This is a genomic window from Acinetobacter sp. YH01005 (assembly GCF_013420465.1).
GTDB lineage: Bacteria > Pseudomonadota > Gammaproteobacteria > Pseudomonadales > Moraxellaceae > Acinetobacter > Acinetobacter amyesii.
On sequence record NZ_VOYA01000011.1, the window covers coordinates 80010 to 98638 of the forward strand.

The 18629-nt window shown below is 41.7% G+C and carries 16 protein-coding genes, 5 tRNA genes and 1 pseudogene; 2 read left to right on the forward strand and 20 right to left on the reverse strand.

All coding sequences use genetic code 11. The features are described from left to right. Positions 1-47: 47 nt before the first annotated feature. From FTT72_RS09660 to FTT72_RS09755, 20 genes and pseudogenes are all read right to left on the reverse strand, one after another. Positions 48-123, reverse strand: a tRNA-Trp gene (locus FTT72_RS09660). Positions 124-178: 55 nt separating this feature from the next. Beyond that, a complete protein-coding gene (gene tuf / locus FTT72_RS09665; RefSeq protein WP_180002848.1) occupies positions 179-1369 on the reverse strand; it encodes an elongation factor Tu in 1191 nt (396 codons plus the stop codon). A 154-nt stretch (positions 1370-1523) separates the two neighbouring features. Further along, positions 1524-1598: transfer RNA gene (locus FTT72_RS09670), tRNA-Thr, on the reverse strand. 23 nt (positions 1599-1621) lie between these two features. Then, a tRNA-Gly gene (locus FTT72_RS09675) sits at positions 1622-1697 on the reverse strand. 38 nt (positions 1698-1735) lie between these two features. After that, positions 1736-1819, reverse strand: a tRNA-Tyr gene (locus tag FTT72_RS09680). A gap of 54 nt (positions 1820-1873) precedes the next feature. Continuing rightward, positions 1874-1949, reverse strand: a tRNA-Thr gene (locus FTT72_RS09685). A gap of 98 nt (positions 1950-2047) precedes the next feature. Continuing rightward, entirely contained in the window at positions 2048-3541 is a 1494-nt protein-coding gene (gene trpE / locus FTT72_RS09690; RefSeq protein ID WP_180178292.1) for an anthranilate synthase component I, read from the reverse strand. A gap of 117 nt (positions 3542-3658) precedes the next feature. Continuing rightward, entirely contained in the window at positions 3659-4327 is a 669-nt protein-coding gene (locus tag FTT72_RS09695; protein ID WP_180002846.1) for a phosphoglycolate phosphatase, read from the reverse strand. Positions 4328-4404: 77 nt separating this feature from the next. Further along, complete coding sequence (locus tag FTT72_RS09700; protein ID WP_180012116.1) at positions 4405-5154, reverse strand: FHA domain-containing protein; 750 nt, start codon at positions 5152-5154, stop codon at positions 4405-4407. A gap of 77 nt (positions 5155-5231) precedes the next feature. Next, the gene (gene gspD, locus FTT72_RS09705; RefSeq protein ID WP_180002842.1) at positions 5232-7463 is read right to left on the reverse strand and encodes a type II secretion system secretin GspD; all 2232 of its coding nucleotides are present in this window, start codon (positions 7461-7463) and stop codon (positions 5232-5234) included. Between the two features lie 42 nt (positions 7464-7505). Continuing rightward, entirely contained in the window at positions 7506-8372 is an 867-nt protein-coding gene (locus tag FTT72_RS09710; protein WP_180178284.1) for a type II secretion system protein N, read from the reverse strand. Continuing rightward, a complete protein-coding gene (gspN, locus tag FTT72_RS09715) occupies positions 8372-9115 on the reverse strand; it encodes a type II secretion system protein N (protein WP_180092862.1) in 744 nt (247 codons plus the stop codon). Before gspN ends, FTT72_RS09710 begins: the two co-directional genes overlap by 1 nt. 167 nt (positions 9116-9282) lie before the next feature. Next, positions 9283-9609 carry an H-NS family nucleoid-associated regulatory protein gene (locus FTT72_RS09720; RefSeq protein WP_078190459.1) on the reverse strand — a complete coding sequence of 109 codons (327 nt, stop codon included), beginning with the start codon at positions 9607-9609 and terminating at the stop codon, positions 9283-9285. A 142-nt stretch (positions 9610-9751) separates the two neighbouring features. Then, positions 9752-10183 carry a thioesterase family protein gene (locus FTT72_RS09725; protein WP_180036137.1) on the reverse strand — a complete coding sequence of 144 codons (432 nt, stop codon included), beginning with the start codon at positions 10181-10183 and terminating at the stop codon, positions 9752-9754. A gap of 9 nt (positions 10184-10192) precedes the next feature. Beyond that, positions 10193-11386: a heme biosynthesis protein HemY gene (locus tag FTT72_RS09730; RefSeq protein WP_180178285.1), complete on the reverse strand. Its 1194-nt coding sequence runs from the start codon at positions 11384-11386 to the stop codon at positions 10193-10195. A 6-nt stretch (positions 11387-11392) separates the two neighbouring features. After that, positions 11393-12235 (reverse strand): hypothetical protein, encoded by an 843-nt coding sequence (locus FTT72_RS09735; protein ID WP_180007023.1) that lies wholly within the window; start codon positions 12233-12235, stop codon positions 11393-11395. After that, a complete protein-coding gene (locus FTT72_RS09740) occupies positions 12232-13011 on the reverse strand; it encodes a uroporphyrinogen-III synthase (RefSeq protein WP_180106151.1) in 780 nt (259 codons plus the stop codon). The genes FTT72_RS09735 and FTT72_RS09740 overlap by 4 nt, the downstream gene beginning before the upstream one ends. Before the next feature lie 3 nt (positions 13012-13014). Next, the gene (hemC, locus tag FTT72_RS09745) at positions 13015-13932 is read right to left on the reverse strand and encodes a hydroxymethylbilane synthase (protein WP_218953483.1); all 918 of its coding nucleotides are present in this window, start codon (positions 13930-13932) and stop codon (positions 13015-13017) included. A 95-nt stretch (positions 13933-14027) separates the two neighbouring features. After that, on the reverse strand, positions 14028-14768 hold the full coding sequence (locus FTT72_RS09750) for a LytTR family DNA-binding domain-containing protein (RefSeq protein ID WP_180012128.1): 741 nt from the start codon (positions 14766-14768) through the stop codon (positions 14028-14030). 53 nt (positions 14769-14821) lie between these two features. Further along, positions 14822-15975, reverse strand: a pseudogene (locus FTT72_RS09755) (sensor histidine kinase). Here FTT72_RS09755 and argH point away from each other — a divergent pair. Then, positions 15966-17396, forward strand: a complete 1431-nt coding sequence (gene argH, locus FTT72_RS09760) for an argininosuccinate lyase (protein ID WP_171319324.1) — start codon at positions 15966-15968, stop codon at positions 17394-17396. The pseudogene FTT72_RS09755 and the gene argH overlap by 10 nt on opposite strands. Positions 17397-17423: 27 nt before the next feature. Further along, positions 17424-17693 (forward strand): oxidative damage protection protein, encoded by a 270-nt coding sequence (locus FTT72_RS09765; RefSeq protein WP_078190466.1) that lies wholly within the window; start codon positions 17424-17426, stop codon positions 17691-17693. The last annotated feature ends 936 nt before the right edge of the window (positions 17694-18629 follow it).

Below are 18629 nucleotides of genomic sequence, written 5' to 3' on the forward strand. Positions count from 1 at the left end.
ATTATATGACCAGTTGAGCCAGCATCAAGCTTCTTTTTAAAAAAATTTGGCAGGCCAGGAGGGACTCGAACCCCCAACATTCGGTTTTGGAGACCGACGCTCTACCAATTGAACTACTGACCTGCAGAGCAAATCGAGAGTCGAAACTCTCGATCTGTACAAAGATAACTGTATTATATTATGCAGTTACTTTAGAAACAACACCCGCACCAACTGTACGGCCACCTTCACGGATCGCGAAGCGTAAGCCAGCGTCCATTGCGATTGGGTGGATTAATTCTACTGACATTTCTACGTTGTCACCAGGCATAACCATTTCAACGCCTTCTTTAAGCGCGATTGCACCAGTTACGTCAGTTGTACGGAAGTAGAACTGTGGACGGTAACCGTTAAGGAATGGAGTATGACGACCACCTTCGTCTTTAGAAAGTACGTATACTTCTGCGTCGAATTTAGTATGCGGTTTGATTGTACCTGGTTTAGCCAATACTTGACCACGTTGAACGTCTTCACGTTTAGTACCACGTAGAAGAACACCACAGTTCTCGCCCGCACGACCTTCGTCAAGAAGTTTACGGAACATTTCTACGCCAGTTACAGTTGTTTTAACTGTATCTTTAATACCAACGATTTCAACTTCTTCGCCTACTTTCACGATACCAGTTTCAACACGGCCAGTTACTACTGTACCACGACCTGAAATTGAGAATACGTCTTCGATTGGCATAAGGAATGCTTGGTCGATAGCACGTTCTGGTTCTGGGATGTAAGAGTCAAGAGCTTCAACAAGAGCAACTACAGCATCTTCGCCGTATTGACCAGCTTCACCATTAAGCGCTGCAAGAGCAGAACCACGGATTACTGGAGTGTCGTCGCCTGGGAAGTCATAAGTAGAAAGAAGTTCACGAACTTCCATTTCTACTAATTCAAGAAGCTCTTCGTCGTCAACAAGGTCGCATTTGTTTAAGAATACAACGATGTAAGGTACACCTACCTGACGAGAAAGAAGGATGTGTTCACGAGTTTGTGGCATTGGACCATCAGTCGCAGCACATACAAGGATCGCACCATCCATTTGCGCAGCACCAGTAATCATGTTTTTAACATAATCGGCGTGACCTGGGCAGTCTACGTGAGCGTAGTGACGGATTGGAGAATCGTATTCTACGTGTGAAGTATTAATTGTAATACCACGTGCTTTTTCTTCTGGTGCAGAGTCGATTGCAGCGTAATCTTTCGCTTCACCACCGAATTTTTTTGCACATACAGTTGCAATCGCAGCTGTTAAAGTCGTTTTACCATGGTCAACGTGACCGATTGTGCCCACGTTAACGTGTGGCTTATTACGTTCAAACTTAGCCTTAGCCATGCTTTTCTTCCTCGTTTACGTCGAACACAATTCTGAGTAAAACCCAGCTCCGACATATCGCCTAAAAAAATAAACACCCAATACTTGAAAAGCAGACTAAAAAGCCTGCTTCTGGAATCTTGCGCAACATTTAAAGTTGCTAAACTGTAAAATCTGGAGCTCTTATCGAGATTTGAACTCGAGACCTCTCCCTTACCAAGGGAGTGCTCTACCACTGAGCTATAAGAGCAAATATAAGCACTTCAATAGATATGGAGCGGGAGACGAGGGTCGAACTCGCGACATGTAGCTTGGAAGGCTACCGCTCTACCAACTGAGCTACTCCCGCACGATGTTGGTACAAACCACTTATTGAAGTCTTAAAATTGGTGGTGAGGGAAGGATTCGAACCTTCGAAACTTTCGTAGCGGAGTTACAGTCCGCCCCCTTTGACCGCTCGGGAACCTCACCATTTTACACTTACTTCAGTGTCGTTCTTTCTACTCACTCTCAAACTTTCTAAGATGGTGCCGGCACACGGATTCGAACTGTGGACCTACTGATTACAAGTCAGTTGCTCTACCAACTGAGCTATGCCGGCGTTTCTTAGTGTTTCGTACGTTTCGTATCGGAACGGTGTGCAGTTTAGCAAATCTTGAAATCCTTGCAAGTGTTTTTTCTAAAAAAAACGTGAAAAACTCATAAAATCAATCCATTTGATGATAATTCAACCGCTTTGATCACTGCGCGAGCTTTTATTTGGGTTTCATTCCACTCTGATTCAGGATTAGAGTCATACACCACCCCTGCTCCAGCTTGAACATAGACCTTATTTTCACGAATTACACAGGTACGAATCGCAATCGACATGTCCATTTCACCATGCCAGCCTAAATAACCAACAGCACCACCAAAAATTCCACGTTTTACTGGTTCAACTTCGTCAATAATTTCCATAGCGCGGATTTTTGGTGCGCCTGAAAGTGTGCCCGCAGGGAATGTTGCTTTAAAAACATCCAAAGCATCGACATCATCACGTACTTCACCTTGCACATTTGACACAATGTGCATGACATGCGAATAACGTTCGATCACCATTTGATCAGTCACGTGAACTTTACCGATTTTAGAAACGCGTCCAACATCATTTCGCCCCAAATCGATCAACATCAAATGCTCTGCAATTTCTTTTTCATCAGATAGCAAATCTTTTTCTAGCGCTAAATCTTCTTCTTTTGTTTTACCTCGTGGTCGCGTTCCCGCCAAAGGACGAACTGTTGCCACACCATTTTCTAAACGGGACAAAATTTCAGGTGATGAACCGACGATATGAAAAGGAATGTCATTTTCTAGTGTCTGCCCTTGCACCAAGAACAAATATGGCGATGGATTGAGGTGACGTAGTGCACGATAGACCTGTAAAGGCTCACCATCAAAATCGGATACCATACGATGACCTGGCACAACCTGCATCACATCACCGGCTTTAATGTACTCTTTTACTTTTGCAATAGAGTCAATAAAGTTGTCATGTCCAGTGATGGATTCAAACTGTGGTGCAGTATGCTTATTTGCTTTGAGTGCAATTGGGGTTGCCAAAAGTTCTTCTAGCTCATCCAATTGTTGCTGCGCTTGGGTATAGGCCTCAGCATCATTTACATCGGCATGTACAATTAAGAATAAAGTATCTTTGAGGTTATCAAAGACAATGACGGTTTTAGATAGCATCATCCAAATATCTGGAATCCCGACTGGGTCAGCTTCTGGCACATTATTGAGCTTCGGTTCGATATAACGCACAGCGTCATAACCAAAGTATCCAACCAATCCACCGGTAAAGCTCGGTAACGCAGGCAAATCTTGCTGTGTAGGGACTTTATATTGTGCTTGGAAGTCACGGATGTATTGAAATGGGTCTGCACATTGTTGTTTTTCAATCGAACCATCAACATGTTGAACGGTCAACTGCCCTTCATTACACGAAAATACGGTGGACTCACCCAAACCAATAATGGAGTAACGTGCCCAGTTTTCGCCACCCTCTACAGATTCAAATAAATAGGCTTGTTTATGTTGTTTTAATCGCGCAAAGACAGACAGCGGAGTTTCTGTATCTGCCAAGCGCTGACGATAGACTGGAATCAAGTTATATCCAGCAGCTTTCAGTTGTTCAAATTGAGTTTGTGTAGTCATCTCGGTTTCTCTATATTTCGCGTGGTCAATTTCAGTTAATTTCTTCTCATGCTGATTGAGTGACGCCATCGAAAACCTACACACTTGCTCATTTTCACTTCCTTAACCCTAATTATTTCAACCCAATAATTCTTTTAAGTTATCGACCACATGCTGCGGCTGACAATCTCGAATATTTTCACCATGATTATAGCCATAGCTGACCACAATACAATCAATACCAGCACGACGTGCTGCCTCTACATCATTGACAGAATCACCCACCATCAAAATTTGCTGTTTTGGTAAGGCATAATGTTCCGCACAATACTCTAGCTGCTTGGGATGTGGTTTCCGCTCTTCAAAACGATCTCCGCCTATCACATCATCAAAGTAATCATGCATACCCAGTGCTTGCACAATACTGCGTGCCGGTTGCTCTGGTTTATTGGTTACACAAATCAGAATTTTCTGCTCTGCTTTTGCCCAATCCAAGAACGATAGAATGCCGTCAAAGGGCTGCGTCAAGACACAAGGATCGGCATTGTAAATCTTTAGAAAAGTTTCCAGTAAAAGATGGTGCTGTGCGGCATCCACCTTTCCGGTCAAGTATTCAAGTACGCTATGACAAAATAATGAAGTCCCTTTCCCAATCCAGTTTCGCACCTGCTCTTCTGTGACCAAAGGTAATTGCAACGCATTTAGACTCATATTCATCGCACGATGTAAGTCAGATGCTGAATCGACTAGCGTTCCATCCAGATCAAATAAAATCATTTGGCGTTCTGCTAAACGAACTTCAAACATAATATCCCTCTATTTTTTTGTAAATTTTCCCCATAAAAAAGGCATGCCCATGCATGCCTTTTGAGGAATGTCTCGGTTTATTTAAACAACACCCATGCAATAATTGCAAGAATGATTAAAACAATGACTGAGATTAAGCCTACAGAGGCATTTTTTTGCGCTTCACGCTCTTGCTCTACACATGTCGCTGGAATTTCTACATCACATGCTTCATTTTTCGGAGCAGCAGTAATGTCAATTCCCTCAGGGATTGGCGCAGGTTTAGGCACACCCACATTGGTCGGCATACCATCACGAGTCAATTGAACTGAACCATCACGCTCTTTCAACTCTGGCATCCCTTGATCATTCATTTGTTGTGCTGCAGTTTTAACGATAGGCTCTTGTGTCTCAGTTTCAGACGTTTTAACAACAGGTTCTTGTGCCGCAGTTTCAGAAACCGCAACAGCTTCAGACGGCTGCTGAACAGGTGTAATTTCTTCTGTTTGCAACGCTTCAACGCTTTGTTCAATATCCGCTGGGATCTGAACAGCTTTAGCTGGAGCCAATAAACTAAACTTCACACTGGCAAACTGTACAATATCACCTTCTTTTAAAAGTGATTCACCAGTCAAACGGACATCATTAATAAACGTCCCATTGGATGAATTGAGATCTTGCAACCAGAGTGCCTGATCTTTCAGTACAAAGGCAGCATGTTTACGCGATACATCAGATTCTTGTAAAACAATATCTGCTTGTTGATGACGACCCACCAACATATCTCGCTCAATACTAATTTCTTGTCCTGTTAAATCACCAGAAATTGCTTGAATTTTCCAAGTCATGAAGTTAATTCTCTATTGCTCGTTTTTTTCATCATAGCATGCAGTGGTTTCAAAGCTAAACCACCCTACTGTCTAACCTAAGGCGTTTCCGCCACTTTGCCATTCGGTACGGTTATGGTTTGGCGCTTCACTGCAGGTTCAATGGCGACTGGCGTGGAGACCACTGCCGCTGGCTGTGTGGTTTGTGGTGCTGTAGGTACCGTCTTATACACAGGGGCTGGTGCTGTACCTTTTGAAACAGGTATGCGCTGCTGATACACATCGTCCACATTTTCAGGTAATTTCGCAAAATTACCGTCATTATCCAGTGCCAGTTGCAGACTATAGAGCTGACTGTAACGTTGCTGAGACATTTTCTTCACATCAGCAGAATTTCCAACAATGGTCGGATGAATAAAGATCAGCAAATTGCGTTTACTGTTGGATTTTCCTTCCGAGCTAAAAAGTTTGCCCAGTACAGGAATAGCCCCGAGCCCCGGAACGGATTGACGCCCATGCAATGTATTGTCCGAGATCAAACCACCCAACACAATCGTTTGACCATGCTCTGCCAAGATCGAGGTTTTAATCGCACGTTTAGTCGTAACTAAGTCCGACGCTTGACCTTTATTGTCTTTTACATCAGAAACTTCTTGCTCGACCTCTAAACGCACCGAGCCGCCATCACCAATATGCGGCACAACTTTCAAAGTAACACCGACATCTTTACGCTCAATCGATGTATACGGATTGGCTGTACCACCATTGGTGGTGACCGAACCTGTCACAAATGGAACGTTTTCACCCACCACAATATAGGCTTCTTCGTTGTCCATCGTCACTATCGACGGTGTAGATAATAAATTGGATTTGGTCTTTTCTTTTAAGGCCTGAATCATCGCACCATAGAGTTTGCGCGAACCATCACTGCCTTCACGATAATCACCAAGAACTACAGAAGTACCCGCACTCACCGCGCTACCCGCACCCGCAGCACCACCAGTTAAATAACCTGCGGCAATATTTTTTAAACTAGAACCAAAGTTATCAAAGTTAATTAAGCCGATACCACTACTGATATCTCCCAACGCCCATTGCACACCGAGCTGATCGGTATCCGTGCCTTCAACTTCAATAATCGCCGCTTCGATCAGCACTTGCTGACGACGAATATCGAGCTGCTGAATCGCAGATTCAATTTCACGCATGAGCTGCGGATCTGCTTTCACAATCAGTGCATTTTGTGTGGCATCAGCAATAATACTCACGCCATTGGCATTAAAGCTTGAGATACCGTTTTGCGTATTATTGGAAGAGTTATTACTGTTGAGGTTAATACCTGAACTGGTGTTATTTTGTGAACTGAATGACTGTGAATTCGAACTGTTACTATCATTCATTAAACTGTTCATCGTGCTGCTATTTGAGCTATTCGATGAATTTGTACTCGAAACGGCCTGCCCTGTGACCAAGCCTTGTAAGATTTCTGACAAGTTTTTGGCACTTGCATACTTTAGACGAAAAACTTTCAATCCACCCAATCGATCTGCAGCAGGCACATCTAAGGTCTCAATAATCTTACGAATACGCTTACGTGTCGCTGTATCACCTTTAATGATAATACGATTGGTTCGATTGTCCGCAATAATACGAATTCGTGAACCTTTCGGGTCTTTTGATGCGCCGGTCGAACTCATCGACTCTAACAGCCCAATCATTTCTTCGGCCTGACTCGATTGCAGCGTCACGGCTTCGATATCATTTTGACCCGTTCCATCTAAATTACGAATAATCGTTTCGAGCTGGTAAATATTACTAGCACGGTCTGAGACGATCAGCGCATTGGTCCCCGCCACTGCTGACAAATGTGCAAATTGCGGCATCAGTGGACGTAGGGCTGGAATTAAGTCGTTGGCATTGGTGTTATCAAGCCAAATTACTCGGGTGACAATTTGGTCTCCAGACGCACGGTGGCGCGCATCATAAGGAATGCCCGAGCTTTTTACATTACTGTCTGGAACCAGTTTAATGGTGTTGCCCGATGGAATCGCCACCACGCCATTGACATTCAATACACCGAGAAACAGGTCATAGACTTCATTTTTATTTAAAGGCTTATTGGAAATAACCGTTACATTTCCTCGTACCCGTGGGTCAACTGCAAAATTTTTCCCCGTGATATCTGCGACTTCATTAATGAATGCCGTAAGATCTGCATCACGTAAATTGATTTTCCAAGTTTGTGCATAACTTGCTGTGCTAACCATAGCAACCAAGGGCACCATGGCATAGGCAGCTAAAGTTGAACGGTTATTATTAAATAAAGCCATATACGCCTGTGTTTCCTAACCCTATAAAGTGATGAGACATCACTAAAAATCCTGTTGTATGGTCATCACTTGATCACCACGTTTGACTTCAAGTTTCACCTGCCCTTCACGGCGGGCTTGTTCTAATAATTGCGCCTCAGATTGTCCCGCACCGACCGCCTGCCCATTTAAAGACATGATGCGGTCACCCGGTTGCAAACCCAATTTATTTCTCAAGGCAGCAGGTGTTCGGTTTGAAACCTCAAATCCACCATTACCTGATGGATTTACCCCCATTTCCTGCATATATTGTTCACGATTTTCAGTCATACGTTGTACGGCCTGACCAATCGCGGACTGCGTGGTGCTTTGCCCTGAATTTGCAGGATCAGTTGTATTTTGCATGCTGTTATTCTGCAAAGATCCGCCTGATGTTGCATTGGCTGTAGGGACAATCGGTTGATCTAATCCGTTTTCAATGCCTTGGAACGCTAATTCACGCCGTGCACCATTACCCTGCGTTAAAATCACCTTATCCCAGTACACTTCAGCCAGTTGATATGATGAACCTTGAATGGTTTCTCCAACCAAGTAGCGATCTGAACTCTCATTAACCTTAATCACTGCCGACGAGTAGCGACTTGGCTGTCCAACCACCACACCTTGTAACACCATATTTAACTGCGCGTCAGCTGCTGAACTGCGGTTTTCCTGAAACAAGGCAAAAGAGCTAATATTAGGAACTTGCGTTTGCTGTGAACCCAATTCAACTCGGTCTAACTGCATGGCTTGTGGCGGTGCAATCAATAACCAAAATAAAGCGGCTAACTTCCAGCACAGGTACAAAATTATTAAAGCCAAGACCACAGGTGCAAGACGATCTGTTTGCTTCCAATTGATCTCGCGGATTTTTTCTAAATAGTCAGCCATCAGTTCACCCCACTCAATAGGGGTTGACGCGAACTAATCACATACGTATCTAATCCTGCCTTACCTTCATAGGAAGCAACATTCATCAAAAAGCGCTGGGTTAATTGCACATCCAACATGAGGTCTGGCTCAAGTGACAAATTCATCATTTTTTGTTCACGTTGATCTCGAACATCAATCGATAATTTGCCATTATCATCTTTTAATTGGGCCAACATGGCAGGCACATTCATTGACTCTTGACGCTGTGCAAAGCTAAAGGATAAATCCCCGCCTGCCCACTGCATCTCACCTGATGACTGACTAAATCCCTGTTGTGGCTTATATTTAAACTGCACATCATTTAATTGAATGGCATTCGTTGGCCATTGCCAATCGGCAAAACTTTTTAAGGTTTCAGGAGCAATTTGACCCTCTAAGTTTTTAATACTAATACTTTTACCAAAACCATAACCCATCACACCTTGTAGTTTGGTATTGCCACTATGAATCTCAACATTTGCACCCAAGCGCAATAAGATCAAGTCCCACGGGCGTGTGCTCCAGTTTAACGAGCCTTTCAAATTTCCTCGTGTCCAATCTGCTTGCCCGTGCCAAATATTGCCACTGACGTTATGTAGCATTTGGTTATTTTTATAAAATTTTGTAATGAGCCAAGCTGCAGGTACTTGCAGCATAACGAAAATTAAAAAACTGATCGCAGCAAAAATGAGCCACCGAATATTATTAGTTTTATTGATCATCCCACCACAACCGATCCATCAATTTTTTTCCATCATTTAAACATTTTTCTTTATAGACACATTATGCATACTTTTTCTGCATAGCCAATTCAAAGAGATAAAAAAACCAGGCAAATGCCTGGTTTAATTATCCTGAACTCAGGATATGACGATTTCATGAATTATTCTTAAATTAAGAAGTCTTCTAGTTTCGCGCCTTTTTCTAATTCAGCCACTAACCAACGCGGTTGTTTACCACGACCGGTCCACGTGTCATCTGCATTGGTTTTGCTACGGTAACGTGGCTCAACAGCTTTACGAGTTGATTTTTTACGTTTGCTTGAACCAAATTCAAGGATTTGTTCAACACTTAAATCTAAATTTTCTGCAATTTCAACAATACGGTTGTACGCATCTTCAATCGCTTGATCTTTTTTAGATGCAATCAGTGCTTCAGCTTCTACTTGAAGCTTCTTTAACTCTTCAACTGATAAATTACTAATATCAGGCATAATCTTTAACTCCGAAATTTCATTTTAATAATGCTTATGAAAACTCGCTCATAATATTATAATAAAATTTTTATTCAATAAATAATTTTCATTTTACTACAATATTTTAACACGACTCCTTAAAATATATAAAGTTAAATTGTATTTAAATATTATTTCCCACTGAAATCTCTAAAGCTTTTATTTTGGTCTTTATACTTTCTGGAATTGAAGTTTTTTGTAGGGTAGTTTTATCCACGCACACAATAACCGCATCGCCTGTTGCAACGATTTTTTGTTGCTGTTCACTCCATAATATATAACTCATACGAAATGCACTATTTCTTAATTCTTCAACGCGCGTTGCCACTTTTAAAATATCAGGATAAACCACGGGGCTTAAATATTTACACTGGCTTGAAGCCACAACCGTAACCACAGACTGATTAAATATATCCAACTGATCTAAATAACCAATCCGCGCACTTTCCATATAACGATAATAATGCACGTTATTTACATGACCAAAAGCATCCATATCCCCCCAAGCGACGTGTTGAGTATGAACCAATGAATATTGAGCTAAATCTTCTTGCATATAATGTCCTTATATTCGAATTTCCATAAAATTGGCATTATTTTCAAATATTAAATTTAATTGTTTGATCAAGTCATCCTGCTGATTTAAGGCTGACTTGATGCGTAAATAACTCATTAATACATCATCTGGATATAATTCTAACAATGCATCTGCTTCAGCTTGACGTGCTGTCGCTTGGTAAATATTCCATTTTGCAAAACTAAAAACAGGCAGCGCAGGATACTTTTCTTCCCAACGTTGAATCTGCTGTTCTACAGCCACATAGTCAGGGTTTTGCTTCAGCATTTTTTGCTGGAACCACAAAAAGAACACTTCTTTGTTAAATTGCTGTTCAAGTAAATGAATAGCCAATTGCTCATGTTCCTGACTCATCTCTGGCATACGAGACAAGACTTTTAACCACAACACTTTGACCGCATATTTACGCTCTGTTATTTGATCTTGCAAATCCAAATAACGCTGCTTTAAATGCTGTAAGTCATCGACATCAGCTTGATCAAATGCAGATAATAATTGCTCCAACCAAGCTTGTTTTGTCAGCTCATCTAAATGTCCATAACGTGTCGAACGCAAATACAACCAAGGAAACTGCAACGCAAACATGCCCCATAGCGTGGTTAAACGCTGCTCATAGGCAGTGCTGACTTTTTGCAACCATGGCGATAATTCATGTTGATTCAAAAATTCGAGATGCGTTAAAGCCTTTTCACCCTCTTGTTGGGATAAATAAATTTCAATCCGTTGCAATTCTGCGAGTTCAAAAGCCATTGGATTGGTCTGAGTTAATGCATTTAATGCTGTTTCATATTGTTGCTGAATCCAATATAAACGCGCATCAATCACCCCTTTTAATAATCCAGACTCAGTAAAAGCTTGCTGAATAAAGTTTTTTTGATCTTGCGCAGCATTTAAAAGCCAAATGACAGCCAATTGTTCATAGGGATGCAGTTTATTAAAACTAAAGACTGTTTCAGATTTACGCTGCTCTCGACTTAAATAGCGTTTAACCGCATACCAAAGCATTTGCACGAACAAACTCAGTAGTGCCAGCAATAATGCTAAAAACCAAATATTGGATTGAACTTGCCATTCACGCCAGTATAAATAGACATAGCCTGCACCATGTCCAAAACTCAGCAAACTAATAATGGCAACAACCAATAAGCTAATAAATAAATAGGCCAATAAAATATGTTTCATAGTCGATTATCCTATGAGTGCCCGAGTATTTAATAGCGGTACAGAAATAACCGGAATGTCCTTTAATTGTTCTAGACGTTGGCGTATCGGTTTTAATGAAGCATCTGGCAATTGCTGCATAATTTGCATAATTTCAGTGATTTCTTGTTGAAATTGAGGATATTGTCCTTGATTTAAAACTTGCTGAGCCAAAATTAAACGTAACTGCATTTCTTTTAATACCAAGCTACGCTGCATTAATACGGGACTCGGTTGTTCGACTGATTCGACTTGAATCCATTTTTGCCAAAAAGAAAGACCTTTTTGCTGCTCTTTTGAACTATAGGGCTTTAATATTTCTTTTTCTAACAATTGATCGATGGATTGCAGGGTATTTTTCACTTTATCAGATTGCAACTGACGCTCTGTCACATATTGCTTTAAGGTCTCACGGTCTTTTTGAATCACCTGATGCAAACTCATACGCAGTGCAGGTGCCAAGCTCAACTGATCTAATTGTTGGTCTAATTGGTTTAATTTTTCTAAAGCGACAGCAAATTGTTGTTGCTGCATGGCAAATTCAACCAAATCAAGTTGCTGGCCCACAACCATCATTGGCTCAATACTATGGGTCGCCTCAGCAGCAATCGAAGCATTCGATGTCGTTGCAGCCGACATCTCGGTCGTTGTGCCATTCAACTGGCGTTTCAAAGCCACGACCTGATCATTCAAACCTGCATTGCGCTGTTGCAATAAAGTTTGTTGTTGCATCAGTTCGGTTTGTTGAGCATTGACCTGAAACAAGTCAAAACTGAGTTTAGCCAACCAAAGTACGGCGACAATGACCACAACGACAAACAACTTCTTCATGTATTTCCCTGCACGACTTGCACATGCTGCAATATGTGTGTCGCGTTTAAATCTTCGAGTTGAATAATTTTAAAATCTTTGTTCAGTGTTATACGACTTTGCTCAAGTAGCTCGAACAACCTTACACCTAAAACTAAAAAATGTGCATGACTCAGCACTGATAAATGCGACTGAATCAAGTCAAGCCAATTGAGCCAACTGGCCTCACTGGTGATCAACATACAATACGGAGATGACAACTGATGTTCAGAAATGAGTGTTTTTACTTTTTGAGTGGTCTCTTCCGGTAGATGCCGTTCGTATAGCACAAAATTGAGAATCTGAATGCCACGTGCTAGCAACTGCTGCATCATAAATTGACGACCACCTTCACCGCGCCAAAACGCTACACAAGCCCCGGCCTCTAATTGTTCTAAATGGCTTAAGGTGAGCATTCCCTCTGAGGTTTCCACCTGCGGCACAACACTGTGAATGCCATAATCAGCCAGCTTTGCTGCGGTTGCGTCACCGACTGCAATCCATTGCGTATGTTCGAGCTGCTCAAGTGAGATGCCTGCTTTACGCAGACCTTGCATACCAAAGGTGACCGCAGAGGGGCTCACCACAACCAATACATCCGCAGCACTCAACTGAGCGTAGCACGCTGCCAATGCTTCTGACCATGCCCGTGGCTTGAGCTCAAGTAATGGAAGCTCAGCCACAGCAACACCCGCAGAGCGCAGCGTCAAGCTAAGCTGCGTTGCACGATCTGCTGGACGTGTATTGATAAAAAGCATGTATTAATACAGTGCCTTTAAAATTTCACCTGCACCTTGGGCTAACAAGTCTTGGGCCAATTTGACACCCAACTGTTCAGCTTGTTCGGGAAGACCTACTTGCTGTGCTTTCAACAAGGTTTGACCGTCAACACTACCGACACGACCTTCCAAATGAATCTGACCATTTTCTAAGGTTGCATAACCTGCAATCGGTACTTGGCAGCCACCTTCTAGATATGCATTAAAAGCACGTTCTGCGCGTACACAGGCATTGGTCTCTGCGTGCATTAAGGGCAAAATTAAATCCAATACAGCTTGATCTTGGCTACGACATTCTAGGCCCAATGCGCCTTGTCCAACTGCAGGTAAACTCACAACAGGCTCAAGAGTATGACGAATAAGCTCTGCTAAGCCCAAACGCTTCAGCCCTGCACTCGCCAAAATAATCGCATCATAGTTACCCGCATCGAGTTTAGATAAACGCGTACCCACATTGCCACGCAGATCAATAATCTCAAGGTCTGGACGTTGTTTTAAAATTTGGCATTTGCGGCGCATGCTCGACGTTCCCACCTTCGCACCCTGTGGCAACTCATCAAAACTGTTATAGGTATTTGAAACGAAAGCATCTAATGGGTCTTCACGCTCACAAATCACGGCCAAGCTTAAACCTTCAGGCAAGGCCATTGGCACATCTTTCATCGAATGAACTGCCAAGTCTGCACGACCATCCAACAATGCCGCTTCTAATTCTTTTACAAATAATCCTTTCCCCCCAATTTTGGCTAAGGGGGTATCTAGAATCTTGTCACCTTGAGTCACAAAGGTCACCAACTCAACTTTCAAATTTGCATGAAGTGCTTCTAAGCGTGCACGAATATGTTCCGCCTGCCAAAGTGCAAGCGGGCTTTGTCGAGTTGCGATCTTAAGGATATTCATAAATTTTAAAATACAGTCTATAGGGCTATTATTCTAAACTTAACTTGCTCAGTTGAAAATGCAAGCTTAATTCGCAATGTGCTTTGACCCTTGCCCTATAATTTTTGTATTCGCTCACGTAAATTTGGTAAATGTCGACGGCTGACCGCCAAACGCTCTTCTAAATCTCGACAACGCACCTGATATTGCCCTGAGCTTACGACTTCCAAACCATCTAAAAAGCTCACAGACACCAAGGCATTGCGATGAATGCGTATAAAGCGATCACCAAATTCATGCTCTAAATCCTTCAGCGTTTCATCAATAAGTACATTGCCATTTTTATGCCGAACAGTGACATATTTCTGATCTGCAAGAAAATAATAAATATTTTCCACAGGGACCAGTTCTACACCACGATAAGTCTTTGCCGCGATTTGATGGCGGCTGATTTTAATTTCGTCCATATTTTCTTTTTGTTTTATCGTGCTCAATTGAGCTTGGGTTAATTTAGTTAAATGATCTAAAACCTGCTGCAATTCCTGTTGCATAACTGGTTTTAGTAAATATCCCTCTGCATTCGATTTAAATGCATCAAGTGCATGATGATCATATGCAGTGCAAAAAATAATAGCGGGCATGGGGTCTAATTCACGCAACAATTTCGCGCAAGTCAACCCATCCATTTCAGGCATTTGTATATCTAGTAAGATGACATCAGGCTCGAGGCTTTGAGCCAAGTCAATCGCTTGTTGACCATGTGAAGCTTTCGCAACCACTTGATGTCCAAGTTGAGTGACTAAACGTGACAATCGCTCTACTGCTAGAGGCTCATCATCACAGATTAGGATGTCCATTTCTCCTCCTTATCTCGTTAACGTCATTTATTTTTATTGGTCAACTGAGATTTCTATTTATATTGATATTGCACCACAGTCGTATACATCCCCTCGCCTGCGTAGGTTTGAAAAGTGACATGCTGACCATAATATGCCTCAAGTCTCTGTTTCACGTTTTCGATGGCAATACCATTCCCCTGACGTAATTTAATTGTATCCTGTGTATAGGGATTTGTAATAACGATATTAATTTGATTTTGTAATATTTCAATCAATATATTTATCGTACTCTTTGTCAAAATCTTTTCAACTCCATGAAAAATACTATTTTCTAATAAAGGTTGTAAAGTTAATAGTGGAATTTGTACTTGAGCGTATTGTTCAGTACCTTCTAGTTTCCACTCCACCTTAAGCCGATCACCTAAACGCATTTGTTCAATGGCCAAATAACGCTGACACAGATCGATCTCATCTTTGAGACTTACCAACTTCAATTCTTGAAAACTTGCACGGAATAATCGAGATAAATTCAGTAGCATTTGCTCCGCTTTATCTGGGTCAATCGCAATCAAGCTAATCACATTGTTTAAGCTATTAAATAAAAAATGTGGATGAATCCGAGCTTGCATAGCCTGAATGCGTGAGTTTAATTCACTATGATGTTGTCGACCCCACTGTTCTCTTAAATATAAATATCGAAAACAAAATGCCCCAAGTAATACCCCATAGCTCAGATTTAAAACCACACCAGCAGTTAAAACGTCTGCACTCAAACCAGCTAAACTGAAATTTTCACCAAAATAGATCAAAACATTTAAAGTTATGGTGGTGAATAACACCAAAGCTTGCAATAAAACAAACCCGCTAAACATGAGCATTTTCATGCTTAAACCACGCGTCTTGCTCTGCAAAAGCTCTGAAAATGCTGCAAATGCCAATAATATCCAGTTAATAAACAACACATGCTGCATGACACTGGAAACACTTAAGGCTTGCCACGATTGAGCTTGGGCCAAGACCAAAACCAAAGCCACAATATTGCCCGCAAGAAACAGCTCCCACAGATAGTGCCAACGGCCCATTTTTCCTGAAAATACAGAAATTGTCATAGACCTAAACCCTGTCTAAAAGTTTGATCAACTTGCCCTTCGGCAACTGGGTTCGAATTTGCTATACTCTTGCTCAGTTCTATGCTTTTTATCTTATTGAGCCGACATGACCACATCTTCTAATTCCTCAAATCCGTCACAAGCCCAAACTTCAGGCATGTGGGGCGGTCGTTTTTCCGAAGCTACTGACGCTTTTGTTGCTGAATTTACAGCATCTGTACAGTTTGACCAACGCTTTTATAAACAAGATATTGCAGGTTCAATTGCACATGCAACCATGCTTGCAAAAGTTGGCGTTCTAACTGAACAAGAGCGTGACGATATTATTAATGGCTTAAACACCATTAAAGCAGAAATTGAAGCGGGTAACTTCGAATGGCGCATTGACCTAGAAGATGTGCACATGAATATTGAGTCACGCTTGACTCAACGTATCGGTATTACAGGTAAAAAACTACACACCGGTCGTAGCCGTAATGACCAAGTTGCAACCGATATCCGTCTGTATGTTCGCGACGAAATCGATGCGATTTTAGAATTATTGAAAAAATTACAAAAAGGCATCCTAGGCTTAGCGGCGAAAAATACCAATACCATCATGCCGGGCTTCACGCATTTACAAACTGCACAGCCAGTGACTTTTGGCCACCACCTAATGGCGTGGTTTGAAATGTTGGTTCGTGACTCAGAGCGTTTAATTGACTGCCGTAAACGTACCAACCGCATGCCTTTAGGTTCTGCTGCACTTGCTGGAACAACCTACCCGATCGACCGCGCATTCACTGCAGAATTACTAGGTTTTGAAGCCGTTGCAGAAAACTCTTTAGATGCTGTGTCTGACCGTGACTTCGGTATTGAATTCAATGCTGCGGCATCACTCATCATGATGCATTTATCACGTATGTCAGAAGAAATGATTCTTTGGACATCGGCTCAGTTCAAATTTGTGAACATTCCTGACCGTTTCTGCACTGGCTCTTCAATCATGCCGCAAAAGAAAAACCCAGACGTTCCTGAGTTGATCCGTGGTAAAACTGGCCGTGTATATGGTGATTTGATGAGCCTATTGACCCTGATGAAAGGTCAACCATTGGCATACAACAAAGACAACCAGGAAGATAAAGAACCACTATTCGATGCAATTGATACTGTTCGTGGCTCACTCATGGCATTTGCCGACATGATTCCTGCACTAGTACCAAACATTGACATCATGCGTGAAGCAGCGCTGCGTGGCTTCTCAACTGCAACTGACCTTGCCGACTACCTCGTTAAAAATGGCGTAGCATTCCGTGATGCACATGAGATTGTGGGTAAAGCAGTTGCTCTCGGTGTTCAAGAAGGCAAAGACCTTTCAGAATTAACCCTTGAGCAACTTCAACAGTTCTCTGACTTGATTCAGGCCGATGTCTTCGAAAAAGCTTTAACACTCGAAGCATCTGTCAATGCACGTAACCACATTGGTGGTACTGCACCTGCTCAAGTTGAAGCAGCAATTGAACGCGCGCATGCACGTTTAGAAAAACTTTACGCATAACTTTTTCAAGTTAAATGGAGTATTGATATGTCTCGACAAGTTTTTTGCCGTAAATATCAGGCTGAAATGGAAGGTTTAGACTTTGCACCATTCCCGGGTGCAAAGGGACAAGAATTGTTTGATACGGTATCTAAACAAGCTTGGCAAGAATGGCTAAAACACCAAACTACGTTGATCAATGAAAAACGTTTAAACGTGTTTGAAGCTGACGCGAAAAAGTTCCTTGAAGAGCAACGTGAAAAATTCTTCAGCAATGATGAATCTTTAGAAAAAGCCGAAGGCCTAAAGCCTGAGTAAAACTTAAAGCGTTGCTTTAAGTTTTACTCAAGACAAGTGAAGCGCGTAGCTTCAAATGTCATGAAGGAGTCCAATGGGACTCCTTTTTTGTACTCAGGAGCACTGCTCCGCCACGCCGCAAAACAAGCAGCTATGCTGTGCGTAGGCTTTAATTGAAAAGAATCTCCAATCTTGGGGATTCTTTTTTATTGCTCTAAAAATTACGCAACACAAGCGAAGCGCGTAGCTTCAAATGTCATGAAGGAGTCCAAAGGGGCCCCTTTTTTGTGCTTAGGAGTACTGCCACGCCGCAAGACAAGCAGCTATGCTGCTCGTAGGCTTGAATTGAAAAGAATCTCCAATCTTGGGGATTCTTTTTTATTGCTCTAAAAATTACGTAAGACAAGCGAAGTGCGTAATTTCAAAATAAAGTCTGAAAGGACTCTTTTTTGCTTCGGAGCACTGCTATTTTCGCAAAACCAAGATGACGTCTGTGTAAGCTTTCATTCAGAAATGATCTTCATCATTGCTGGAAAATCTTTTATCCATTGATCAATTTTATTTAAACTTAAATAAATGAACTTATTATTTAAATAATGTTAATTGTATTTTTTCCATTACATATATCGACTTTTATCGTTTAAATCCAAACAAAACCTACCAAAGTTATTGGCCAATTTGTATCAAAAATTCTGAATGTAAATTTGTGATACATTTCTCAATAAAACACAACATTACACTACAATAAACTCCATGTATTTCTAAATCTGCTTTCCTATAATAGCAATCAAGGAGATGGAAACATCTTCCATAATAGCGATAAGTAACCCCGATTTTCCTTCCCAGATTTCCCCCAAAATCTGGGAATTTTTTTATCCAAAATTTGCACTAACGTCTCACATTTAACTTCAAGCTCTAATCAAATGAAGCGCTGTTCAAACTAGTCAAACCCTCAAT

Bases quoted from the DNA above. Each gene is read 5' to 3' on its own strand.
- tuf (WP_180002848.1), bottom strand. From the start codon at position 1,369: ATGGCTAAGGCTAAGTTTGAACGTAATAAGCCACACGTTAACGTGGGC.
- trpE (WP_180178292.1), bottom strand. From the start codon at position 3,541: ATGACTACACAAACTCAATTTGAACAACTGAAAGCTGCTGGATATAAC.
- FTT72_RS09695 (WP_180002846.1), bottom strand. From the start codon at position 4,327: ATGTTTGAAGTTCGTTTAGCAGAACGCCAAATGATTTTATTTGATCTG.
- FTT72_RS09700 (WP_180012116.1), bottom strand. From the start codon at position 5,154: ATGACTTGGAAAATTCAAGCAATTTCTGGTGATTTAACAGGACAAGAA.
- gspD (WP_180002842.1), bottom strand. From the start codon at position 7,463: ATGGCTTTATTTAATAATAACCGTTCAACTTTAGCTGCCTATGCCATG.
- FTT72_RS09710 (WP_180178284.1), bottom strand. From the start codon at position 8,372: ATGGCTGACTATTTAGAAAAAATCCGCGAGATCAATTGGAAGCAAACA.
- gspN (WP_180092862.1), bottom strand. From the start codon at position 9,115: ATGATCAATAAAACTAATAATATTCGGTGGCTCATTTTTGCTGCGATC.
- FTT72_RS09725 (WP_180036137.1), bottom strand. From the start codon at position 10,183: ATGCAAGAAGATTTAGCTCAATATTCATTGGTTCATACTCAACACGTC.
- FTT72_RS09730 (WP_180178285.1), bottom strand. From the start codon at position 11,386: ATGAAACATATTTTATTGGCCTATTTATTTATTAGCTTATTGGTTGTT.
- FTT72_RS09735 (WP_180007023.1), bottom strand. From the start codon at position 12,235: ATGAAGAAGTTGTTTGTCGTTGTGGTCATTGTCGCCGTACTTTGGTTG.
- FTT72_RS09740 (WP_180106151.1), bottom strand. From the start codon at position 13,011: ATGCTTTTTATCAATACACGTCCAGCAGATCGTGCAACGCAGCTTAGC.
- hemC (WP_218953483.1), bottom strand. From the start codon at position 13,932: ATGAATATCCTTAAGATCGCAACTCGACAAAGCCCGCTTGCACTTTGG.
- FTT72_RS09750 (WP_180012128.1), bottom strand. From the start codon at position 14,768: ATGGACATCCTAATCTGTGATGATGAGCCTCTAGCAGTAGAGCGATTG.
- argH (WP_171319324.1), top strand. From the start codon at position 15,966: ATGACCACATCTTCTAATTCCTCAAATCCGTCACAAGCCCAAACTTCA.
- FTT72_RS09765 (WP_078190466.1), top strand. From the start codon at position 17,424: ATGTCTCGACAAGTTTTTTGCCGTAAATATCAGGCTGAAATGGAAGGT.